This is a genomic window from Pseudomonas fluorescens (assembly GCF_001708445.1).
Lineage (GTDB): Bacteria > Pseudomonadota > Gammaproteobacteria > Pseudomonadales > Pseudomonadaceae > Aquipseudomonas > Aquipseudomonas gorinensis.
Genome location: NZ_CP015637.1, coordinates 1,394,417 through 1,415,814 on the forward strand (window position 1 = coordinate 1,394,417; position 21,398 = coordinate 1,415,814).

Consider the following 21,398-nt stretch of genomic DNA (forward strand, 5'->3'; position numbering starts at 1 on the left):
ATCTCAGGCAACTGGCGCGGGTGGTGGCTCGTCCGGCAGTGTCGGTTCACCGGGTTCGCTGGGCTGCGGGTAATCCGGATCGGGTTGACCGGGGATGCCGCCCGCATAAGCAGGATCGGCCATCAGGGACCAGGCCAGAACGCCAATCTGGTTGGGTTCAAGCCGGGCAAGTTCGGCGCTGATTCGCGGATTGATCTTCATAAGGTACTCCTCAAGCGTGGCTCGGTACGTTTTGCACGTACCGAGGCAGTACACCCAATAGAGTCACTTCCCTCAGACTAATTCCCTAGACGTGTAAGACCTTTCGATCAAGCGCGTGGCAAGGTGACGCCGCGCTGGCCCTGGTACTTGCCGGCGCGGTCTTTGTAGGACACTTCACAGGCCTCGTCAGACTGCAGGAACAGCATCTGCGCCACGCCTTCGTTGGCGTAGATCTTCGCAGGCAGGGTGGTGGTGTTGGAGAACTCCAGGGTCACGTGGCCTTCCCACTCTGGCTCAAGTGGCGTCACGTTTACGATAATGCCGCAGCGAGCGTAGGTACTTTTACCCAGGCAAATGGTCAGCACGTCGCGGGGAATACGGAAGAACTCCACGGTGCGCGCCAGGGCGAAGGAGTTTGGCGGGATGATGCATACGTCGCTCTTGACGTCGACAAAGCTCTTTTCGTCGAAGTTCTTCGGATCGACGATCGCCGAATTGATATTGGTGAACACCTTGAACTCATCGGCGCAGCGCACATCGTAGCCGTAGCTGGACACACCGTACGAAATCACGCGCTCATCGCCTTCACCGCGAATCTGGCGCTCAACGAACGGTTCGATCATGCCGTGCTCTTGCGCCATGCGGCGAATCCACTTGTCCGATTTGATGCTCATGGCGGTGTCCTGAATAGCGAGGTGGAAAAATTCTGTGGGGCATCTTACCGGGGCCGGCGTTGGGGTTCAAAGGGCGCAGGTTTTTTGTTGATGAATGTGCGCCCTGCAATAAGCCGCAACCCGCGGGGCCGGCGCCCGGCGTACCGCATCAGGCGACTGTAAATACCACCGCCAGTCACGAAAATAGAGAAACCTTCGGAAATACCATTGGCACGTTCCGGAAAAAGGGTTAAGGTGGCGCCACTGTGCTGCTTGTGTCACTGAGAATCTCTACACGATATGTTGAATTTCGATCCAACCATCTCCAAGAATTTTTCCTGCTCTTTGCACTCAGTCTCGGCCAGGGCTTTTCCTGAGTCGCAGTTAACTTTGTCCAAGGAGATACACCATGTCTAATCGCCAAACTGGTACCGTTAAGTGGTTCAACGATGAAAAAGGCTTCGGCTTCATCACTCCACAATCCGGTGACGACCTGTTCGTTCACTTCAAAGCTATCCAATCCGACGGCTTCAAAAGCCTGAAAGAAGGCCAACAGGTTTCTTTCATCGCTACCCGCGGTCAGAAAGGCATGCAAGCTGAAGAAGTTCAAGTTATCTAACTTGTACTGACTTAGTCGAAAGAACCCCGCCCTTAAAAGCGGGGTTTTTTTATGCCTGGGATTTGGTACTGGTGCCAACCTGATGCCTGGCACAAAAAAATGTGGGAGGGGGCTTGCCCCGATTGCAGTGTGCCAGTCAATCCAGAGTTGACCGAACCATCGCCATCGGGGCAAGCCCCTTCCCACATTCAAGCATTCAAGCTGCGTCGTTACTGAAACAACGACTCACTCGACAAGCCATTTTTCTCCAGGATCTCACGCAGGCGCTTGAGCCCTTCCACCTGGATCTGCCGCACCCGCTCACGGGTCAGGCCGATCTCCAGGCCTACGTCCTCCAGGGTACTGCTCTCATGACCACGCAGGCCGAAGCGACGTATCACCACTTCACGCTGCTTGTCCGTGAGCTCAGAGAGCCACTGGTCAATGCTTTGGGAAAGATCATCGTCCTGCAACAGTTCGCAAGGATCTGTCGGACGATCATCCGTCAGGGTATCCAGCAGGGTTTTATCCGAATCCGGACCCAGCGAGACATCGACCGAAGACACGCGCTCGTTAAGTCCGAGCATACGCTTGACCTCCCCTACCGGCTTCTCCAGCAGGTTGGCGATTTCTTCGGGTGAAGGTTCATGATCGAGTTTTTGTGTGAGCTCACGCGCCGCCCGAAGGTAGACGTTGAGCTCCTTGACCACGTGGATCGGCAACCGGATCGTTCGGGTCTGATTCATGATCGCCCGTTCGATGGTCTGACGAATCCACCAGGTGGCGTAGGTCGAAAAGCGGAAGCCCCGCTCAGGGTCGAACTTCTCCACGGCCCGGATCAAGCCCAGGTTGCCCTCCTCGATCAGGTCCAACAGGGACAGTCCACGATTGACGTAGCGTCGGGCGATTTTCACCACCAGACGCAGGTTGCTTTCAATCATGCGCTTGCGCCCAGCCGGATCACCCTTTTGCGACAAGCGCGCAAAATGGACTTCTTCTTCGGGAGTCAGCAAAGGGGAAAAGCCGATTTCATTGAGATACAGCTGGGTGGCGTCTAGCGCCCGCGTGTAGTCAATGTACTTGTGTTGCTTTAACGCAGCGGAGTTCTTGGATTTGGTGCGAACTGAAGGTACAGCAGGTCCCTCATTCGACATCGATTCCGTAGCGATGCCGGTCTCCATAAGGAGAACCTCATCGTCGATGTCAAACTCCGGCGCTTCTTTACTGAGAGCCATTGTTATAGTCCTTTGGTGAGTTCGACCTCAAGCTCAAGCGGCGCCTTTATCCTTGGCAACGCTGGAGCCTGTTCCTTCTACGTGAGGGAACAGGCTGTGCAACATATCAACGACGGGGTAGGAATTGCAGCGGATCTACAGGCTTCCCTTGACGGCGAATCTCAAAGTGCAGTTTCACCCGGTCCGTACCAGTTGATCCCATTTCGGCAATTGTCTGTCCGACTTTGACCTGCTGCCCCTCCCGAACCAACAGCCTGCGGTTGTGACCGTAGGCACTGACGTAGGTATCGCTGTGCTTGATGATGACCAGCTCGCCGTAGCCCCGTAAACCACTCCCGGCGTACACCACTGTCCCATCAGACGCAGCTAAAACAGGCTGTCCCAAATCCCCGGCGATATCAATGCCTTTATTCAAACTACCGTTTGAAGAGAATTTTCCAATTAACACTCCGTTTGAGGGCCATCCCCAACCGGTCGGCGCAGGCCCCGCAGGCGGCAACGGCGCGGGCGCCGGCTTGCTCGCAACTGTAGGCGTGGCGCTGCCTGCAGGCCGAGTGATGATCGTGGTTTTGCTCGAAGACGACGGCGAGGATCCGGAGCTTGTCACAACTGTCGTAGGCGTTGAACCGGTGCGTCCATCGAAACGAATGGTCTGACCCGGATGTATCGTGTAGGGCACAGGGATGTTGTTGCGGGCGGCAAGCGCCTTGTAATCCCAGCCGTAGCGAAAGGCGATCGAGAACATCGTGTCCCCCTTTCGTACTACATACTGACCAGTGGTAACCGTCGGTTTTTGCGGCACCGCGTTATTACGGTCTACCACGCGCGCGCCACCGGATGGCGCGCTCGAGCAGGCTGCCAATAAGGAACTAAAGACAAGGCCAAGCACCAGTCGCTGAAAGCTTGTTTTACTCATACGCTGCGCAAGACCTGTGAGACTCACCCGCCGCTCCCTTTATGGTGGCTGAACATGAACGCCTGTATCAGGCTGGAAATATGACGCAAGTATAACTGGGCATTGGCTTTTTACCGGCACACGACCGAAACGAAAAACGCATCATGTTTAAGGCCGCTGCCGATGATGTTGACTCAATAGACCCCGCCGTAAGACACATCCCCGCCAACAGAATTCACTGCTCGCGCACAAATGATCAGGCCAGCGGGCCATTGAGCAGCGGCACAAAACGTACCGCCCCGAGCACATGCCGGGAGAAGCCTTCGTCCTCACGGATAATGAGCATCAATTGTTGCACTTCGCCGGAACCCACCGGGATCACCAAGCGGCCGCCAGGAGCCAGCTGGTCGAGCAACGCCTGCGGCACATCCGTGGCCACCGCCGTGACGATAATGCCGTTGTAAGGCGCCAGCGCCGGCCAACCTTCCCAGCCATCGCCCCAGCGGAACACCACATTGCGCAGGTTGAGTTCCACCAGGCGCTCCTTGGCGCGATCCTGCAACACCTTGATCCGCTCCACCGAGAAGACGCGCTCCACCAACTGTGACAGCACGGCCGTCTGGTAGCCGGAGCCGGTGCCGATCTCCAGCACCTTGTCCAGCGGGCCCGCCGCCAGCAACAGTTCGCTCATGCGCGCGACCATGTACGGCTGGGAGATCGTCTGGTTATGGCCGATCGGCAGCGCCGTGTCTTCATAAGCACGATGGGCCAGGGCTTCATCGACAAACAGGTGCCGAGGCGTGCGCCGGATCACTTCGAGTACCTGGGCGTTGGACAAGCCCTCTTCGTACAGACGCTGGATCAAACGCTCACGAGTACGCTGGGAAGTCATCCCGATGCCACGACGCAGCAGGTCGTCTTGTTCACGAGCCATCAGCGCAGGCCCTCCAGCCAGCCATCGAGACTACTGAAGGCATCACTGAAGGTGCGATCGAGTTGCAACGGGGTAATCGAGACATAGCCTTGCATCACCGCATGAAAGTCCGTGCCGGGGCCGCCATCTTCGGCGTCGCCTGCGGCGGCGATCCAGTACCCCTCCTTGCCACGCGGGTCGACCACTTTCAACGGCGCCGCCGCGCGGGCGCGGTGACCCAGGCGCGTCAGCTGGATGCCGCGAATATGCTCGAGGGGCAGGTTGGGAATATTGACGTTGAGCACCGTACGCGGTGGCAAGTCCAGGGAGCCGTGGGCTTCCACCAGTTTGCGCGCGAAATAGGCCGCGGTCGGCAAATTGCTCAGTTGGCGCGAGGCCAACGAGAACGCGAACGAGGTACGCCCGAGGAAGCGGCCTTCAAGGGCCGCCGCCACGGTACCGGAATACAGCACGTCGTCGCCCAGGTTCGCACCGAGGTTGATGCCCGACACAACCAGGTCAGGCTCTTGTTCCAACAGGCTGTTGATGGCCAGGTGCACGCAGTCGGTGGGGGTACCGTTCACGCTGATAAAGCCATTGGCCAGGATCTGCGGGTGCAGCGGACGATCGAGCGTCAGCGAACTGCTGGCGCCACTCTTGTCCTGGTCCGGGGCGACCACCACGCACTCGGCATAATCCACCAGCGCAGCATGAAGCGCGGCAAGACCGGGTGCGGTGGCACCGTCATCGTTTGATATCAGAATACGCATGGGCTGTCCGTCTGCCCCACCGGCACCAGATCAACAAGCTCGCGCACCAAGACAGTGGCGAAGCATCCGGCCGGCAGGACGAATTCCAATTGCAGAATGTCAGGCCCGGGATAATGCCACGTCAACCCGCCAATGGGCAGTCGCAGAATGCGACGTTCCTGGCTCATGCCGGCATTCACCAGCCAATCGCGCAGGTCGGGTTCACTGGCGGCGACGGCCTGTTCCAGTTCATGGGTTGCGCCGGTCGTCGGTGAGTCACCCTCGCCCCACTGTGGCCCTGTCGGGTGCAGGTCGAGGATCGCCAGGCGCGGGTCGCTGCATTCAGCCTCCCCCGCCGGGAAAAAACTGCGACTGTCGGTAAAGGCCAGCAAATCACCCACCTGGGCGCGTTGCCAGGAGCCATCCGCGACACGGGCAGCCAACACTTTGTTGAACAGGAAACTGCGCGCAGTGGACAGCAGGCGCGAACGCACATTGCGCTGCTCCGGCAAGGCCTTGCGGACCGCCCACTCACGCGCGTCCACCACATTGCCCCCGTTGTGGCCAAACCGTTGCGCACCGAAATAGTTGGGAATGCCGTGCTGGGCGATCAGTTGCAAGCGTGCGTCGATAGCCGCATGATCACCTGCCAACTGCGTCAGGCGCAGGGTAAAGCCGTTGGCCGAATGCGCACCGCGTTGCAGCTTGCGTTTATGGCGAGCGGTTTTCAGGATCTTGAGGGTGTCGTTTTCCGCCGCGCTCATATCCGGATCAGCCTTGCCCGGCAACTGCACGCTGAACCATTGGCGGGTGAGCGCCTGGCGATCCTTGAGCCCGGCGTAGCTGACGGTACGCAACGGGACGCCAGCGGCCTTGGCGATACGCCGTGCAGCTTCTTCAGTATTGAGGCCGCGTTTCTCCACCCACAACCACAGGTGTTCGCCCTCGCCGGTCAATGGGATATCCAGCACTTCGTCGACCTGGAAATCTTCGGCCGTCGCCTTCAGTACCGCGCGGCCCAAGGCCTCGCCGTAGGCCCGTGGGCCCAGCAGTTGCAGGTCATTCATGCGCGCAGCAACAAGGCGACGGAGTGCACCGCAATGCCCTCTTCACGACCGGTAAACCCGAGCTTCTCGGTGGTGGTGGCTTTCACGTTCACTTGATCCAGTTCAATGTGCAGATCCGCAGCAATCAGTGCGCGCATCGCTTCAATATGGGGGGCCATTTTTGGCGCCTGGGCGACGATGGTGTTATCGACGTTGCCGACCTTCCAGCCCTTGGCATGGATCAGTCCGACCACATGGCGCAACAGGACACGGCTGTCCGCGCCCTTGAACGTCGGGTCGGTGTCCGGAAAATGCTTGCCGATATCACCCAGTGCAGCCGCGCCGAGCAAAGCATCGCTCAAGGCATGCAGCACGACATCGCCGTCGGAATGAGCCAGCAACCCATGGTGATGTGCGATGCGCACGCCGCCCAGGGTGATGAAATCGCCTTCAGCGAAACGGTGCACATCATAGCCGTGGCCAATACGCATAAAAAAACGCCCCGATTTAATTCAGGGCGTGATTCTACCTACTTTTGCCTCACATTAACCGAGCAAAGCACGACCATGATGTCGCAAATGATCTTCGATGAAGCTGGCGATAAAGAAGTAGCTGTGGTCATAGCCAGGCTGCAGGCGTAGTTCTAGCGGGTGGCTGGCCGCTTTCGCCGCCTGCAGCAAGGCCTCAGGCTTGAGCTGCACCTCGAGGAAGTCGTCGCGGTCGCCCTGGTCAACCAGCAGAGGCAGCTTTTCCGAGGCTTCGCTGATCAGTGCGCAGGCATCCCATTCCCGCCACTTGGAGCGCTCTTCGCCCAGGTAGCGGGAAAAGGCTTTCTGACCCCACGGGCAATCCATTGGGTTGTTGATCGGCGAAAACGCCGACACCGAGAGGTACCGCCCAGGGTTGCGCAAGGCGCACACCAGCGCACCGTGGCCACCCATGGAGTGACCGCTGATCCCGCGCTTGCCCGAAGCCGGGAAATGCGCTTCAACCAATGCGGGCAATTCCTGCACCACGTAGTCATGCATCCGATAGTGCTTGGCCCAGGGTTCCTGGGTGGCATTCAGATAGAAGCCGGCGCCCAGGCCGAAATCCCAGGCGTTGTCCGGATCACCCGGCACCCCAGGGCCACGAGGGCTGGTGTCGGGCGCAACGATGATCAGCCCCAGCTCGGCCGCCATGCGCTGGGCGCCGGCTTTCTGCATGAAGTTCTCATCGGTGCAGGTCAATCCGGACAGCCAATACAGCACCGGCAGCTTGCCGCCCTGCTCCGCCTGCGGCGGCAGGTAGACGGCGAAGGTCATGTCGCAACCGAGCACGTCGGAGTGATGCTTATAGCGTTTATGCCAGCCACCGAAGCTTTTCTGGCACGACAGGTTTTCCAGACTCATGGCCGACCTCAGAAGTGGATGACGGTACGAATACTCTTGCCTTCATGCATCAGGTCAAACGCTTTGTTGATGTCTTCCAGGCCCATGGTATGGGTGATGAACGTGTCCAGCGGGATCTCGCCGGTCTGCGCCATTTCCACGTAGCTTGGCAATTCCGTCCGGCCGCGCACGCCACCGAAGGCCGAACCGCGCCAGACGCGCCCGGTCACCAGCTGGAATGGACGCGTGGAAATTTCCTGGCCGGCGCCGGCCACGCCGATGATCACCGACTCGCCCCAGCCTTTGTGGCAGCACTCAAGGGCGGCACGCATCAGCTGTACGTTGCCGATGCACTCAAAGGAAAAGTCCACGCCACCGTCCGTCAAATCGACAATCACGTCCTGGATCGGGCGGTCATAGTCTTTCGGGTTGATGCAGTCGGTGGCGCCCAATTGCTTGGCGATTTCGAATTTGGCGGGGTTGATGTCGATGGCAATGATACGACCGGCCTTGGCCTTTACCGCACCAATCACCGCTGACAGGCCAATACCGCCCAGGCCGAAAATGGCCACGGTGTCGCCCGGCTTGACCTTGGCGGTGTTGATCACCGCGCCAATGCCGGTGGTGACGCCGCAACCGAGCAGGCAAACTTTTTCCAGCGGTGCTTCTTTAGGAATCTTGGCCACGGAAATTTCCGGCAGCACGGTGTACTCCGAGAAGGTCGAGGTGCCCATGTAGTGGAAAATCGGCTGGCCCTTGTAGGAAAAACGCGTGGTGCCATCGGGCATCAGGCCCTTGCCCTGGGTCGAACGGATGGCCTGGCACAGGTTGGTCTTGCCCGAGAGGCAGAATTTGCATTTGCCGCATTCCGGGGTGTACAGCGGGATCACGTGATCGCCGACCGCGACCGAGGTGACGCCCTCGCCGATGGCTTCAACCACCGCGCCACCTTCGTGCCCCAGGATCGACGGGAAAATGCCTTCAGGGTCAGCCCCCGACAGGGTGTAGGCATCGGTATGGCAAACGCCGGACGCGACCACGCGCAACAGCACTTCGCCGGCCTTGGGCATGGCGACATCCACTTCAACGATCTCAAGGGGTTTCTTGGCTTCGAAGGCCACGGCGGCACGGGACTTGATCATCCGGGTTTCTCCTGGGAGTTAAAAACTTAGACGGTGAGTGTAAAACATGCTCCGCTGATTAATAATCCAAGCGAAAGCAAAACTTTATTGCTGTACAGGGACAATCACCATGCTGGAGAACCGCTGGGAAGGCATCGATGAGTTCGTCGCCGTCGCTGAATGCAGCCAATTCACTGCGGCAGCCGAGCGACTGGGGGTGTCCTCGTCCCATATCAGCCGGCAAGTGGCGCGCCTGGAAGAACGCCTGCAAACGCGGTTGCTGTATCGCAGCACGCGCAAGGTCACCCTGACCGAAGCCGGCCAGACCTTCCTGCAACATTGCCAGCGCTTGCAGGACGGTCGCGAAGAAGCCCTGCGCGCGGTCGGCGACCTGGGTAGCGAACCCAAGGGCATGCTGCGCATGACGTGCGCCGTGGCCTATGGCGAACGCTTTATCGTGCCGCTGGTGACACGGTTCATGGCGCTCTATCCGCAACTGCGGGTGGATATCGAATTGAGCAATCGGCAACTGGACCTGGTGCACGAAGGCCTTGACCTGGCGATCCGCCTGGGACGCCTGCAAGACTCACGCATGGTCGCCAGCCGGCTGGCCCCGAGGCGTATGTACCTGTGCGCGTCGCCGTCTTACCTGGCGCGGTATGGTCGGCCACATAGCCTGTCGGAATTGAGTCGGCATAACTGCCTGATTGGCAGCTCGGATATCTGGCAACTGGCCCAGGATGGGCGGGAATTTTCCCAACGCGTGCAGGGCAACTGGCGCTGCAACAGTGGCCAGGCAGTGCTGGATGCGGCGCTGCAAGGGGCGGGGCTGTGCCAACTGCCGGATTATTACGTGCTGGAGCATCTGCACAGCGGCGCGCTGGTGTCGTTGCTGGAGGCGCATCAACCGCCGAATACGGCGGTGTGGGCGCTGTATCCACAGCAGCGGCATTTGTCGCCGAAGGTCAGGAAGCTGGTGGATTTCTTGAAGGAGGGGCTGGCCGAGCGGCCGGAGTACAGCGTAGAGGCTTAGCAAAACCCTGTAGGAGCGAGCTTGCTCGCGAAAATCCTGAGAGCGCCGCGTTAATCCAGGCATCCTGCGTTATCGTTGACGTTTTTCGCGAGCAAGCTCGCTCCTACAGTGAACGATTCACCCACCGCAACCGCAGCCACTCCAGGTCTTCCGGCCGGGTCACCTTGATATTGTCCGAGCGCCCTTCGATCAGGCGCGGCGCCTGGCCGGACCATTCCATGGCCGAGGCTTCGTCGGTGATCAGCGCATCGGCGACCAGGCTGTCAGCCAACGCACGGTGCAAGGCCCCCAGACGGAACATCTGTGGCGTATAGGCTTGCCAGATCAGGCTACGGTCGACGGTTTCCACCACACGGCCGTGCTTATCCACGCGCTTGAGGGTGTCGCGGGCTGGCACGGCGAGTAAGCCACCCACCGGGTCGTCCGCGAGCTCGCCCAGCAGTTTGTCGAGATCATCACGGCTCAGGTTGGGCCGCGCGGCATCGTGCACCAGTACCCAATCGTCATCGCTGGCACCCAAGGCATTGAGGTGCAGCAGTGCATTGAGTACCGAACCCGAGCGCTCAGAGCCACCGTCCGCGCGATGAATACGCGGGTCGGCGGCACACGCCAGGTTGGGCCAATAAGGGTCATCAACAGCAAGACTGACCACCAGGCCCTTGAGCGATGGGTGGTCGAGGAAACAGCCAAGGCTGTGTTCGAGAATAGTGCGCCCGCCCAATTGCAGATATTGCTTGGGACGGTCCGCGGCCATACGGGCACCGACGCCCGCGGCAGGAATCACGGCCCAGAAGGCCGGCAAGCGGTTGTTCATTGGGCCAACTGGTAGAGGGTTTCGCCCTCCTTGACCATGCCCAATTCATGACGAGCCCGCTCTTCAACGGTCTCCGTGCCTTTTTTCAGCTCAAGCACTTCGGCATCGAGCACGCGATTACGCTCCAGCAGGCGTTCATTTTCGGCGTGCTGGTCGGCAATTTGCTGGGTCAGGTCTTTTACCTGCGCAAAGCTGCCATTACCCACCCATAGGCGGTACTGCAGGCCAGCCAGCAACAAGAGCAAGACGAGGAACAACCAATTGGGACTGCGCATCGAATATCGGGTATCCAGTGAAAAAAGACCGCCATGCAAAACTTTTACAGCAACTGATAGCACGAAGCCTGGAAGAACCAGGCTTGTGCTTGATAGCCACCAGATTAGCGTTGAAATTCACACTGTCGTGATCTTTCCGACGCAACCCGACGACTTTTTACCATTTACTGATCAGCCGCGAAACTCACCGCGACCGTTGTACTTGGCTTTACCTGCCAGTTGCTCTTCGATACGCAGCAATTGGTTGTACTTGGACACGCGGTCGGAACGGCACAGGGAACCGGTCTTGATCTGGCCCGCCGAGGTGCCCACGGCCAGGTCGGCAATGGTCGAGTCTTCGGTTTCGCCGGAGCGGTGGGAGATCACGGCGGTGTAGCCCGCAGCCTTGGCCATCTGGATGGCTTCCAGGGTTTCGGTCAGGGTGCCGATCTGGTTGAACTTGATCAGGATCGAGTTGGCGATCTTCTTGTCGATGCCTTCTTTCAGGATCTTGGTGTTGGTCACGAACAGGTCGTCGCCCACCAGCTGGATTTTCTCGCCGATCTTGTCGGTGAGGATTTTCCAGCCATCCCAGTCGGACTCGTCCAGGCCGTCTTCGATCGAGATGATCGGGTAGCGTTGGGTCAGGCCCTTCAGGTATTCAGCGAAACCTTCGGAGTTGAACACCTGGCCTTCGCCGGACAGGTTGTACTTGCCGTCTTCATAGAACTCGCTGGCCGCGCAGTCCAGGGCCAGGGTCACGTCGGTGCCCAGCTTGTAGCCTGCGTTGGCCACGGCTTCGGAGATCACTTTGAGTGCATCTTCGTTGGACGCCAGGTTCGGTGCGAAACCACCTTCGTCACCCACCGCCGTGCTCAGGCCACGGGCCTTCAGTACAGCCTTGAGGTGATGGAAAATCTCGGTGCCCATGCGCAGGCCTTCGGAGAAGGTCTTGGCGCCAACCGGCTGCACCATGAATTCCTGGATATCAACGTTGTTATCCGCGTGCTCGCCGCCGTTGATGATGTTCATCATCGGCACCGGCATGGAGTACACGCCTGGAGTACCGTTGAGGTTGGCGATGTGGGCGTACAACGGCAGGTCCTGGTCCTGGGCGGCGGCCTTGGCAGCGGCCAGGGACACGGCGAGGATGGCGTTGGCGCCCAGGCTGCCTTTGTTTTCAGTGCCGTCGAGCTTGATCATCGCGTGGTCCAGGGCTTTCTGGTCCAGCGGGTCCTTGCCCAGCAACAGGTCACGGATCGGGCCGTTGATGTTGGCTACCGCTTTCAGTACACCTTTGCCCAGGTAACGGCTCTTGTCGCCATCACGCAGTTCCAGCGCTTCGCGCGAACCGGTGGAAGCACCGGACGGCGCGCAGGCGCTGCCGATGATGCCGTTATCGAGAAGCACGTCGGCTTCGACGGTGGGGTTGCCACGGGAGTCGAGAACTTCACGACCTTTGATGTCGACGATTTTTGCCATTGTTGTAAACACTCCAAAGTTGACGAAAACGCTCTATACCGCTCGATTTAACTTGTCGCGCACATTGCAATACTTGGAACAAACTTGCCAGTAATAGTGCCCTATCGGGCCTCATCGCGAGCAAGCTCGGCTCCTACACGGAGAAATGGCGCTTACGCGGTCTCTACCGTCGGAAAACTCTTGACCAGTTCGTCCAACTGCTTGAGTTGGGCCAGGAATGGCTCCAGCTTGTCCAGGCGCAGGGCGCAGGGGCCGTCGCACTTGGCGTTGTCCGGGTCCGGGTGGGCTTCCAGGAACAGCCCGGCCAGGGACTGGCTGATGCCCGCCTTGGCCAGGTCCAATACCTGGGCACGACGCCCACCCGCGGAATCGGCGCGGCCACCTGGCATTTGCAGCGCATGGGTCACGTCGAAGAACACCGGGTATTCAAACTGTTTCATGATGCCGAAACCGAGCATGTCCACCACGAGGTTGTTGTAGCCGAAGCTCGAACCGCGCTCACAGAGGATCAACTGGTCGTTACCTGCTTCCACGCACTTGTTCAGGATGTGTTTCATCTCCTGAGGCGCGAGGAACTGGGCTTTCTTGATATTGATCACAGCGCCGGTCCTGGCCATGGCGACCACGAGGTCGGTCTGGCGCGACAGGAAGGCCGGCAACTGGATGATGTCACACACCTCGGCGACCACGGCAGCCTGTTCAGGCTCGTGGACGTCGGTGATGATCGGCACGCCGAAGGCTTGCTTGATGTCCTGGAAGATCCGCATGCCTTCTTCAAGGCCCGGGCCCCGGTAGGAGGTCACGGACGAGCGGTTGGCCTTGTCGAAGCTGGCCTTGAACACGTAAGGGATACCCAGTTTCTGGGTCACCTTTACGTACTCTTCACAGACCTGCATCGCCATGTCGCGGCTTTCCAGCACGTTCATGCCGCCGAACAGCACCATGGGCTTGTCGTTGGCAATCTCGATATCGCCAACGCGAATGATCTTCTGGGCCATCAGGTTTACGCCTTCTTCTGATGTTGCGTCAGTGCTGCTTTGACGAAACCGCTGAACAACGGGTGACCGTCGCGCGGTGTCGAGGTGAACTCAGGGTGGAACTGGCAGGCCACGAACCACGGATGATCCGGCGCCTCGACCACTTCAACCAGCTTGCCATCACCCGAGCGACCGGAGATTTTCAGGCCGGCGGCTTTGATCTGCGGCAGCAGGTTGTTGTTCACTTCGTAGCGATGACGGTGACGCTCGACGATCACATCCTTGCCGTAGCAGTCGTGAACCAACGAACCCGCTTCCAGCAGGCAGTCCTGTGCGCCAAGGCGCATGGTGCCGCCCAGGTCGGAGGTTTCGGTACGGGTTTCAACGGCGCCGGTGGCGTCTTCCCACTCGGTGATCAGACCCACGACCGGGTGGCCGCTGGAGTGATCGAACTCAGTGGAGTTGGCGTCCTTCCAGCCCAGCACGTTACGGGCGAACTCGATAACGGCCACCTGCATGCCCAGGCAGATCCCCAGGTACGGCACCTTGTTCTCACGGGCGTACTGCACGGCGGTGATCTTGCCTTCCACGCCACGCAGGCCGAAACCACCGGGAACGAGGATCGCATCAACGCCTTCGAGCAGCGCGGTGCCTTGGTTCTCGATGTCTTCGGAATCGATATAGCGCAGGTTGACCTTGGTACGGTTGCTGATGCCGGCGTGGCTCATCGCTTCGATCAGCGACTTGTAAGCATCCAGCAGCTCCATGTACTTACCGACCATGGCGATGGTGACTTCGTGCTCAGGGTTGAGCTTGGCGTCGACCACGGCTTCCCACTCGGACAGGTCCGCACCGCTGCATTGCAGGCCGAAACGTTCGACCACAAAATCGTCCAGGCCCTGGGAATGCAGGATGCCTGGGATCTTGTAGATGGTGTCGGCGTCTTCCAGGGCAATCACCGCACGTTCTTCAACGTTGGTGAACTGCGCGATCTTGCGACGCGAGGAGATATCGATCGGGTGATCGGAGCGGCACACCAGCACGTCCGGCTGCAAGCCGATGGAACGCAGTTCCTTGACCGAGTGCTGGGTTGGCTTGGTTTTGGTCTCGCCCGCGGTGGCGATGTACGGCACCAGGGTCAGGTGCATCAGCATCGCGCGCTTGGCGCCGACTTCGAAACGCAACTGGCGGATGGCTTCGAGGAACGGTTGGGATTCGATGTCACCCACGGTGCCACCGATCTCGACCATCGCCACGTCGGCATCGCCCGCACCCTTGATGATACGGCGCTTGATTTCGTCGGTGATGTGCGGGATCACCTGGATGGTTGCACCCAGGTAGTCACCACGACGCTCCTTGCGCAGCACGTGTTCGTAGACACGGCCGGTGGTGAAGTTGTTGTTCTGGGTCATGGTCGTGCGGATGAACCGCTCGTAGTGGCCCAGGTCCAGGTCGGTCTCGGCGCCGTCGTGGGTGACGAACACTTCACCGTGCTGGAACGGGCTCATGGTGCCCGGGTCAACGTTGATGTATGGGTCCAGCTTGAGCATGGTGACCTTAAGTCCCCGCGCCTCCAGGATGGCCGCCAATGAAGCGGAGGCAATGCCTTTCCCCAATGAAGAAACAACACCGCCCGTGACGAATATGTAGCGCGTCATGAAAAACCCTAGAAGTCTGCGTTAAAGCGGTCCGAGCCGCCGGGGAAAGCGAAGGAAGGCCGAAGCCCCCGATCACCTGCATTAATCACAGTGCACCTTTCAAAAAAACCGCCGCGTGGTGACAGACCAGCAATGAAACACCGGTACGTTGATCGCTACACATTTTTTGGAATCGCCCAGCAAAGACTGCTTGGTAATCGGCAACTGCTGCGATTCAGGCGAATCCACAGAAGTTGTATCAAGAAGGGAGCGTAGTCTACCGGAAAGGCTCTATCAGCTCAAACCTTGATCGCAGGTCTGTGGCATCCAGTGCAATTGCCAGCTATCACTCGGTACTGGCCAGAGCCCCGCGAGGCTGGGCACACCCAGCAATTGCTCGCCCTGGTACAGCAGCGGCAATCTGCCACGGACAAAGCCTGGCAGCCCGCTTTCGTTAAGCAGACGCTTCAAGTCACGCCGGCCACGCCCCGGCACCTCAAGCATTTCACCGCCGCGGCGATAACGGACCTCCAGAGGACCGTCGGGCGCCTTGCCGATAAATTCCAGCCGCCCATTGCCGGGTAACACCAGCGGGTTTTGCGGCAGCGACCAGCTCACCGATGCGTCGGAAAAATCCGACCAAGTGGAGGGCAGCCACCAAATGCGCTCGCCGCAACGGTGTAATTCACCGTCGGCCAGGCGCCAAAGGGGCTGAGCGTCGGCCTTGGCATCTCGCAGAGAGAACCAACTTGCCCAGTGGTCGCTGTCTGGCAAGCGCGTCAGCGGTGTCAGCCAGTGGCGCAGGGCATTGCGCTGGCGGGCATCGGAAAGTTCGCGCAGTGGGCCGAGGTCCAATGACGGCAAAACCAGCCAAGGAAACGCTGAAGGCTGATCGGCGGCTCGCAGATCCATGCAGGCCAACTCGCCCAGCAACGCCTGGGCTTCACTGAGGTGTTCGGCCGTGCGGGCCAGATTGGAGACGGCTTGAGGCCAACGTTCGGTCAGCGTTGGGATCACGCGGTGACGCAGGTAATTACGGGAGAAGCGTGGGTCGGCGTTGGAAGGATCGTCAATCCACTTGAGCTGATGATCACTGGCATAGGCTTCCAACTCGGCGCGCGAGACATCCAGCAATGGCCGCGCCAGATAACCACCTGCCAACGGGCGATGCGCAGGCATTGCGGCAAGCCCTCGCACCCCCGCGCCGCGCAGCAGGCGAAACAGCAGCGTTTCGGCTTGATCATCGCGATGTTGGCCGGTGAGTACCACCTCCCCCACCCCAGTCACCTCGGTAAACGCCTGGTAACGCGCCTCACGGGCGGCACGCTCAAGGCTGGCGCCGGACTGCACCTGCACGCGCATGACCCGCAAGGGTACGCCCAGGCTGTCGCACACCGACTGGCAATGAATTGGCCAGGCGTCGGCGACAGCCTGCAGGCCATGGTGGACATGGATAGCATTGAGGGGCGGCAATGTTTCGGATTTTGCCAGGGTGGCCAAAAGGTGCAGCAGGACAGTGGAATCAAGGCCACCGGAGAATGCGATATGCCAGGCCGGAGCGTTGCGCCAGGGTGCCAGGGCTTGCAAGAGTCTGGCGGGCAGAGCCGGCTTCATAACAGGTTACCGCCTCTGATCTGGAATACATTCGCCAAGCATACACAAAGCAAATGTGGGAGAGGGCTTGCCCCGATAGCGGTGAGTCAGTCACTGGCTACATTGACTGACACTCTGCAATCGGAGGCAAGCCCCCTCCCACATGTTGGTATTGCGGCGGTCTTAGAGACCGTAGCTCATCAAACGCTCGTAACGACGGGCCAGCAGCGCTTCGTTATCCAGCTTCTTGAGCATCGCCAGTTGCGAGCCCAGCTCGGCGCGGATGGTCGCGGCAGCGGCAACTGGGTCACGGTGAGCACCGCCCAATGGCTCGGCGATCACTTTGTCGACAATCCCCAGGCCCTTGAGGCGATCAGCGGTAATGCCCATCGCTTCAGCGGCGTCCGGCGCTTTCTCGGCGGTTTTCCACAGGATCGACGCGCAACCTTCTGGCGAGATCACCGCGTAGGTCGAATATTGCAGCATGTTCAGCTGATCGCAGACACCAATGGCCAGCGCACCGCCGGAACCGCCTTCACCAATCACAGTGGCAATGATCGGGGTTTTCAGGCGGGCCATGACCCGCAGGTTCCAGGCGATCGCTTCACTCTGGTTGCGCTCTTCAGCGTCAATACCCGGGTAGGCACCCGGGGTGTCGATGAAGGTCAGGATCGGCATCTTGAAGCGTTCAGCCATCTCCATCAGGCGGCAGGCCTTGCGGTAGCCCTCCGGACGCGGCATACCGAAGTTGCGACGCACTTTCTCGCGCACTTCACGGCCTTTCTGGTGACCGATCACCATCACCGGCTGGCCGTCCAGGCGGGCGATACCGCCCACGATGGCCGCGTCGTCGGAGAAGTGGCGGTCGCCATGCAGCTCGTCGAATTCGGTAAAGATGTGCTGAATGTAGTCCAGGGTGTAGGGACGGCGCGGGTGGCGGGCCAGGCGCGCGATCTGCCAGCTGGTCAGCTTGCCGAAGATGTCTTCGGTGAGCGTGCTGCTCTTGTCTTGCAGGCGAGCGATCTCATCGCCGATATTCAGCGAATTGTCATTGCCGACCAGGCGCAGTTCTTCGATCTTGGCTTGCAGGTCAGCGATCGGCTGTTCGAAATCAAGAAAATTCGGGTTCATAAGCGTCCGTCTTGGGTCGACGGCCAAGGGGTGCCTGGCCAGCCGGTTATCTATTCGCGCCCTACCTTAAGGGAGAGGCGCGTCTAGGTCGAGATTAAATGTTTCGTCAATCAGGCTCATTGCCAGCAACTGGCTATCTACCGAGCCATCAACGGTATTGGAGGAAGACGTTGTCTCGCCCAAACTGGTCACGCAAAGCTTGAATCAAGCCATCAGCGGGATCAATTCGCCAGGTCTCGCCGAACTGCAACATCGCCTTCGCGTCGTTACCGGTGTACTCCATGGTCACCGGGCACGCGCCACGGTGACGTTTTAGCAGGTCACCCAACCAGCGTAGCTGATCGCCCTTGAGAGCCTCGGTTTTCACCTTCAGGCGCAGGCTTTCGGCCAGGTTGGTGCGCGCATCCTCCATGCTCATCACCCGCTTGATCCGCAGGCGCAGGCCACCGGAGAAGTCGTCGTTGCTGACCTCCCCTTCCACCACCACCATGGCGTCGGTCTGCAACAGCGACTGGGCGGAGTGGAAGGCATCGGCAAACAGCGACGCTTCAATCCGGCCCGAGCGGTCGTCGAGGGTGATAAAGCCCATCTTGTCGCCCTTTTTATTTTTCATCACGCGCAGCGCGATGATCATGCCGGCGACGGTCTGGGTGTCGCGCGCCGGTTTCAGGTCGATGATGCGCTGACGGGCGAAACGACGGATTTCACCTTCGTATTCGTCAATCGGGTGACCGGTCAAGTACAGGCCCAGGGTGTCTTTTTCACCCTTGAGGCGCTCCTTGAGGGTCAGCTCCTTGGCCTTGCGATGGTTGGCATAGACATCCGCGTCTTCTTCGACGAACAGCCCGCCAAACAGGTCGGCGTGGCCGCTGTCGTGGGTACGGGCGGTCTGCTCGGCGGCCTTGATCGCTTCTTCCATGGCGGTCAACAGCACCGCGCGGTTACGGTCGATATTGGCCTGGTAGGCCTTCGGCTCATCATGGAAGTACGGCCCAAGACGGTCGAGTGCGCCGCTGCGGATCAAGCCATCGAGGGTACGTTTATTGATGCGCTTGAGGTCGACCCGGGCACAGAAGTCGAACAGGTCCTTGAACGGGCCGTCTTGGCGCGCTTCGGTAATGGCTTCCACCGGGCCTTCGCCGACGCCCTTGATCGCGCCCAGGCCATAGATGATACGGCCCTCGTCGTTGACCGTGAACTTGAACTCCGAGGCGTTCACGTCCGGCGCGTCGAGACGCAGCTTCATGGTGCGCACTTCCTCGATCAAGGTCACGACCTTGTCGGTGTTGTGCATATCCGCCGAGAGTACCGCCGCCATGAAGGGCGCCGGGTAGTGGGCTTTCAGCCAGGCGGTCTGGTATGAGACCAGGCCGTAGGCGGCGGAGTGGGATTTGTTAAAACCGTAACCGGCGAATTTTTCCACCAGGTCGAAGATGTTACCGGCCAGGTCCGCGTCGATATTGTTGGTGGCGCAACCTTCAATGAAACCACCGCGCTGCTTGGCCATTTCCTCGGGTTTTTTCTTACCCATGGCGCGACGCAGCATGTCCGCACCACCCAGGGTGTAGCCGGCCATCACCTGGGCGATCTGCATCACCTGTTCCTGATACAGGATGATGCCGTACGTCGGCGCCAATACCGGCTTGAGGCCTTCGTACTGGTAGTCGGAGTGCGGGTAGGCCAGTTCGGCGCGACCGTGCTTACGGTTGATGAAGTCGTCCACCATGCCCGATTGCAGCGGGCCCGGACGGAACAGGGCGACCAGTGCGATCAAGTCTTCCAGGCAGTCGGGCTTGAGCTTTTTGATCAGCTCCTTCATGCCACGGGATTCCAGCTGGAATACCGCCGTGGTTTCGGCTTTTTGCAGCAGTGAATAGGTCGGTTTGTCGTCCAGCGGGATAAACGCGATATCCAGCGGTTCTTCACCGACCTTGGCACGGTCACGGTTGATGGTCTTGAGCGCCCAGTCGATGATCGTCAGCGTTCGCAGGCCGAGGAAGTCGAACTTCACCAGGCCGGCAGCCTCGACGTCGTCCTTGTCGAACTGGGTGACCAGGCCGCCGCCTTCTTCATCGCAATAGATCGGCGAAAAGTCGGTCAGCTTGGTCGGTGCGATCACCACACCACCGGCGTGCTTACCGACGTTACGGACGACGCCTTCGAGCTTGCGCGCCATTTCCCAGATTTCGGCAGCCTCTTCATCGACCTTGATGAAGTCGCGCAGGATTTCTTCCTGTTCGTAGGCTTTTTCCAGGGTCATGCCGACTTCGAACGGGATCATCTTGGACAGGCGATCCGCCAGGCCGTAGGACTTGCCCTGTACCCGCGCAACGTCGCGGATTACCGCCTTGGCGGCCATCGAACCGAAGGTGATGATCTGGCTGACCGCGTTGCGGCCGTATTTTTCGGCCACGTACTCGATCACACGGTCGCGACCGTCCATGCAGAAGTCGACGTCGAAGTCGGGCATGGAGACCCGTTCCGGGTTGAGGAACCGCTCGAACAGCAGGTCATACTCCAACGGATCGAGGTCGGTGATCTTCTGCACATAGGCCACCAGCGAGCCGGCACCTGACCCCCGGCCCGGACCTACCGGCACGCCGTTGTTCTTGGCCCACTGGATAAAGTCCATCACGATCAGGAAGTAACCGGGGAACCCCATCTGGATGATGATATCCAGCTCGAAATTCAGGCGGTCGACGTAGACCTGGCGCTTGGCTTCGTAATCTTCGGTGGTGTCCTTGGGCAACAGGACCGAGAGCCGCTCCTCAAGCCCATCGAACGAGACTTTGCGGAAGTATTCGTCGATGGTCATGCCATCGGGAATCGGGAAGTTGGGCAGGAAGTGCTTGCCCAGCTTCACCTCGATATTGCAGCGCTTGGCAATCTCGACGGAGTTTTCCAGGGCCTCGGGCAGGTCGCTGAACAGCTCGGCCATTTCCTCGGCGCTCTTGAGGTACTGCTCTTCGCTGTAGTTCTTCGAGCGACGCGGGTCATCCAGGGCCCGGCCTTCACCGATGCACACACGGGTTTCGTGGGCTTCGAAATCTTCCTTCTTGATAAAGCGCACATCGTTGGTCGCCACCAACGGTGCACCCAGCTTGTCGGCCAGCGCCACGGCGGCGTGCAGATGCTCTTCATCGTTGGGACGGTTGGTACGCTGGACTTCCAGGTAGAAACGGTCGGGGAAGACAGCCATCCACTCGCGGGCCAGCACTTCAGCTTCCTGCGGGTTGCCGCCAAGCAGCGCGATACCGATTTCGCCCTCTTTGGCCGCCGAGAGCATGATCAAGCCCTCGCTGGCTTCGGCTACCCACTCACGCTCGATGATGATCGAGCCGTTGCGCTGACCGTCGATAAAGCCGCGGGAGATCAATTCGGTGAGGTTGCGATAACCCACGCCATTCATCGCCAACAGGCTGATGCGGCTCAGGGGGTTATCCGGGTCTTTGTTGGACAGCCACAGGTCGGCGCCGCAGATCGGCTTGATACCAGCGCCCATGGCGTTCTTGTAGAACTTGACCAGGGAGCACATGTTGTTCTGATCGGTAACCGCCACCGCGGGCATATTCATGCCCACCAGGGTTTTGACCAGGGGTTTGATCCGTACCAGGCCGTCGACCAGGGAGTATTCAGTGTGCAGGCGCAGGTGAACGAATGAAGCCGGCATAGTGATCCTGTCCAGAAACTTAGAAA

Annotated in this window: 20 protein-coding genes; 2 read left to right on the forward strand and 18 right to left on the reverse strand. The window is 59.6% G+C overall.

Features of this window, described 5'->3' with window-relative positions:
• Positions 1-3 precede the first annotated feature (3 nt).
• Positions 4-201: a hypothetical protein gene (locus tag A7317_RS06200; RefSeq protein WP_024073850.1), complete on the reverse strand. Its 198-nt coding sequence runs from the start codon at positions 199-201 to the stop codon at positions 4-6.
• 107 nt (positions 202-308) lie between these two features.
• Positions 309-875, reverse strand: coding sequence for a dCTP deaminase (gene dcd / locus A7317_RS06205; protein ID WP_003189215.1), 567 nt, complete (start codon positions 873-875; stop codon positions 309-311).
• A gap of 388 nt (positions 876-1,263) precedes the next feature.
• On the opposite strand from dcd, the gene A7317_RS06210 reads away from it, so the two are divergent.
• Positions 1,264-1,473: a cold-shock protein gene (locus A7317_RS06210; protein WP_002554837.1), complete on the forward strand. Its 210-nt coding sequence runs from the start codon at positions 1,264-1,266 to the stop codon at positions 1,471-1,473.
• A gap of 209 nt (positions 1,474-1,682) precedes the next feature.
• Here the strand turns inward: A7317_RS06210 and rpoS are convergent, their stop codons facing one another.
• The 8 genes from rpoS to A7317_RS06250 all read right to left on the reverse strand — a co-directional run bounded on the left by rpoS (position 1,683) and on the right by A7317_RS06250 (position 8,802).
• Positions 1,683-2,687, reverse strand: a complete 1,005-nt coding sequence (rpoS, locus tag A7317_RS06215) for an RNA polymerase sigma factor RpoS (protein WP_024073849.1) — start codon at positions 2,685-2,687, stop codon at positions 1,683-1,685.
• Positions 2,688-2,793: 106 nt separating this feature from the next.
• Positions 2,794-3,630: a peptidoglycan DD-metalloendopeptidase family protein gene (locus A7317_RS06220; RefSeq protein ID WP_024073848.1), complete on the reverse strand. Its 837-nt coding sequence runs from the start codon at positions 3,628-3,630 to the stop codon at positions 2,794-2,796.
• A 208-nt stretch (positions 3,631-3,838) separates the two neighbouring features.
• On the reverse strand, positions 3,839-4,474 hold the full coding sequence (locus tag A7317_RS06225; RefSeq protein WP_169850588.1) for a protein-L-isoaspartate(D-aspartate) O-methyltransferase: 636 nt from the start codon (positions 4,472-4,474) through the stop codon (positions 3,839-3,841).
• A gap of 41 nt (positions 4,475-4,515) precedes the next feature.
• Positions 4,516-5,265 (reverse strand): 5'/3'-nucleotidase SurE, encoded by a 750-nt coding sequence (surE, locus tag A7317_RS06230; RefSeq protein ID WP_024073847.1) that lies wholly within the window; start codon positions 5,263-5,265, stop codon positions 4,516-4,518.
• Positions 5,253-6,311: a tRNA pseudouridine(13) synthase TruD gene (gene truD / locus A7317_RS06235; RefSeq protein WP_069075387.1), complete on the reverse strand. Its 1,059-nt coding sequence runs from the start codon at positions 6,309-6,311 to the stop codon at positions 5,253-5,255. Before truD ends, surE begins: the two co-directional genes overlap by 13 nt.
• On the reverse strand, positions 6,308-6,781 hold the full coding sequence (ispF, locus tag A7317_RS06240) for a 2-C-methyl-D-erythritol 2,4-cyclodiphosphate synthase (protein ID WP_024073845.1): 474 nt from the start codon (positions 6,779-6,781) through the stop codon (positions 6,308-6,310). Before ispF ends, truD begins: the two co-directional genes overlap by 4 nt.
• A gap of 54 nt (positions 6,782-6,835) precedes the next feature.
• On the reverse strand, positions 6,836-7,681 hold the full coding sequence (gene fghA, locus A7317_RS06245) for an S-formylglutathione hydrolase (protein WP_069075388.1): 846 nt from the start codon (positions 7,679-7,681) through the stop codon (positions 6,836-6,838).
• Positions 7,682-7,689: 8 nt separating this feature from the next.
• Positions 7,690-8,802: an S-(hydroxymethyl)glutathione dehydrogenase/class III alcohol dehydrogenase gene (locus A7317_RS06250; protein ID WP_017137160.1), complete on the reverse strand. Its 1,113-nt coding sequence runs from the start codon at positions 8,800-8,802 to the stop codon at positions 7,690-7,692.
• A 109-nt stretch (positions 8,803-8,911) separates the two neighbouring features.
• Between A7317_RS06250 and A7317_RS06255 the strand changes: the two genes are divergently transcribed.
• Entirely contained in the window at positions 8,912-9,814 is a 903-nt protein-coding gene (locus tag A7317_RS06255; protein ID WP_069075389.1) for a LysR substrate-binding domain-containing protein, read from the forward strand.
• Positions 9,815-9,917: 103 nt separating this feature from the next.
• Here the strand turns inward: A7317_RS06255 and ispD are convergent, their stop codons facing one another.
• The 8 genes from ispD to dnaE form a co-directional block, all read right to left on the reverse strand.
• Entirely contained in the window at positions 9,918-10,628 is a 711-nt protein-coding gene (gene ispD, locus A7317_RS06260; protein ID WP_024073842.1) for a 2-C-methyl-D-erythritol 4-phosphate cytidylyltransferase, read from the reverse strand.
• Entirely contained in the window at positions 10,625-10,903 is a 279-nt protein-coding gene (ftsB, locus tag A7317_RS06265) for a cell division protein FtsB (protein WP_003172294.1), read from the reverse strand. The genes ispD and ftsB overlap by 4 nt, the downstream gene beginning before the upstream one ends.
• Positions 10,904-11,074: 171 nt before the next feature.
• Positions 11,075-12,364, reverse strand: a complete 1,290-nt coding sequence (gene eno / locus A7317_RS06270) for a phosphopyruvate hydratase (protein ID WP_024073841.1) — start codon at positions 12,362-12,364, stop codon at positions 11,075-11,077.
• Positions 12,365-12,516: 152 nt separating this feature from the next.
• The gene (gene kdsA, locus A7317_RS06275; protein ID WP_024073840.1) at positions 12,517-13,362 is read right to left on the reverse strand and encodes a 3-deoxy-8-phosphooctulonate synthase; all 846 of its coding nucleotides are present in this window, start codon (positions 13,360-13,362) and stop codon (positions 12,517-12,519) included.
• A gap of 5 nt (positions 13,363-13,367) precedes the next feature.
• The gene (locus A7317_RS06280; RefSeq protein ID WP_024073839.1) at positions 13,368-14,999 is read right to left on the reverse strand and encodes a CTP synthase; all 1,632 of its coding nucleotides are present in this window, start codon (positions 14,997-14,999) and stop codon (positions 13,368-13,370) included.
• A 273-nt stretch (positions 15,000-15,272) separates the two neighbouring features.
• The gene (tilS, locus tag A7317_RS06285; RefSeq protein ID WP_069075390.1) at positions 15,273-16,592 is read right to left on the reverse strand and encodes a tRNA lysidine(34) synthetase TilS; all 1,320 of its coding nucleotides are present in this window, start codon (positions 16,590-16,592) and stop codon (positions 15,273-15,275) included.
• A 162-nt stretch (positions 16,593-16,754) separates the two neighbouring features.
• Positions 16,755-17,702 carry an acetyl-CoA carboxylase carboxyl transferase subunit alpha gene (gene accA, locus A7317_RS06290; protein WP_024073837.1) on the reverse strand — a complete coding sequence of 316 codons (948 nt, stop codon included), beginning with the start codon at positions 17,700-17,702 and terminating at the stop codon, positions 16,755-16,757.
• A 148-nt stretch (positions 17,703-17,850) separates the two neighbouring features.
• Positions 17,851-21,372, reverse strand: a complete 3,522-nt coding sequence (gene dnaE / locus A7317_RS06295; protein WP_069075391.1) for a DNA polymerase III subunit alpha — start codon at positions 21,370-21,372, stop codon at positions 17,851-17,853.
• Between the last annotated feature and the right edge of the window lie 26 nt (positions 21,373-21,398).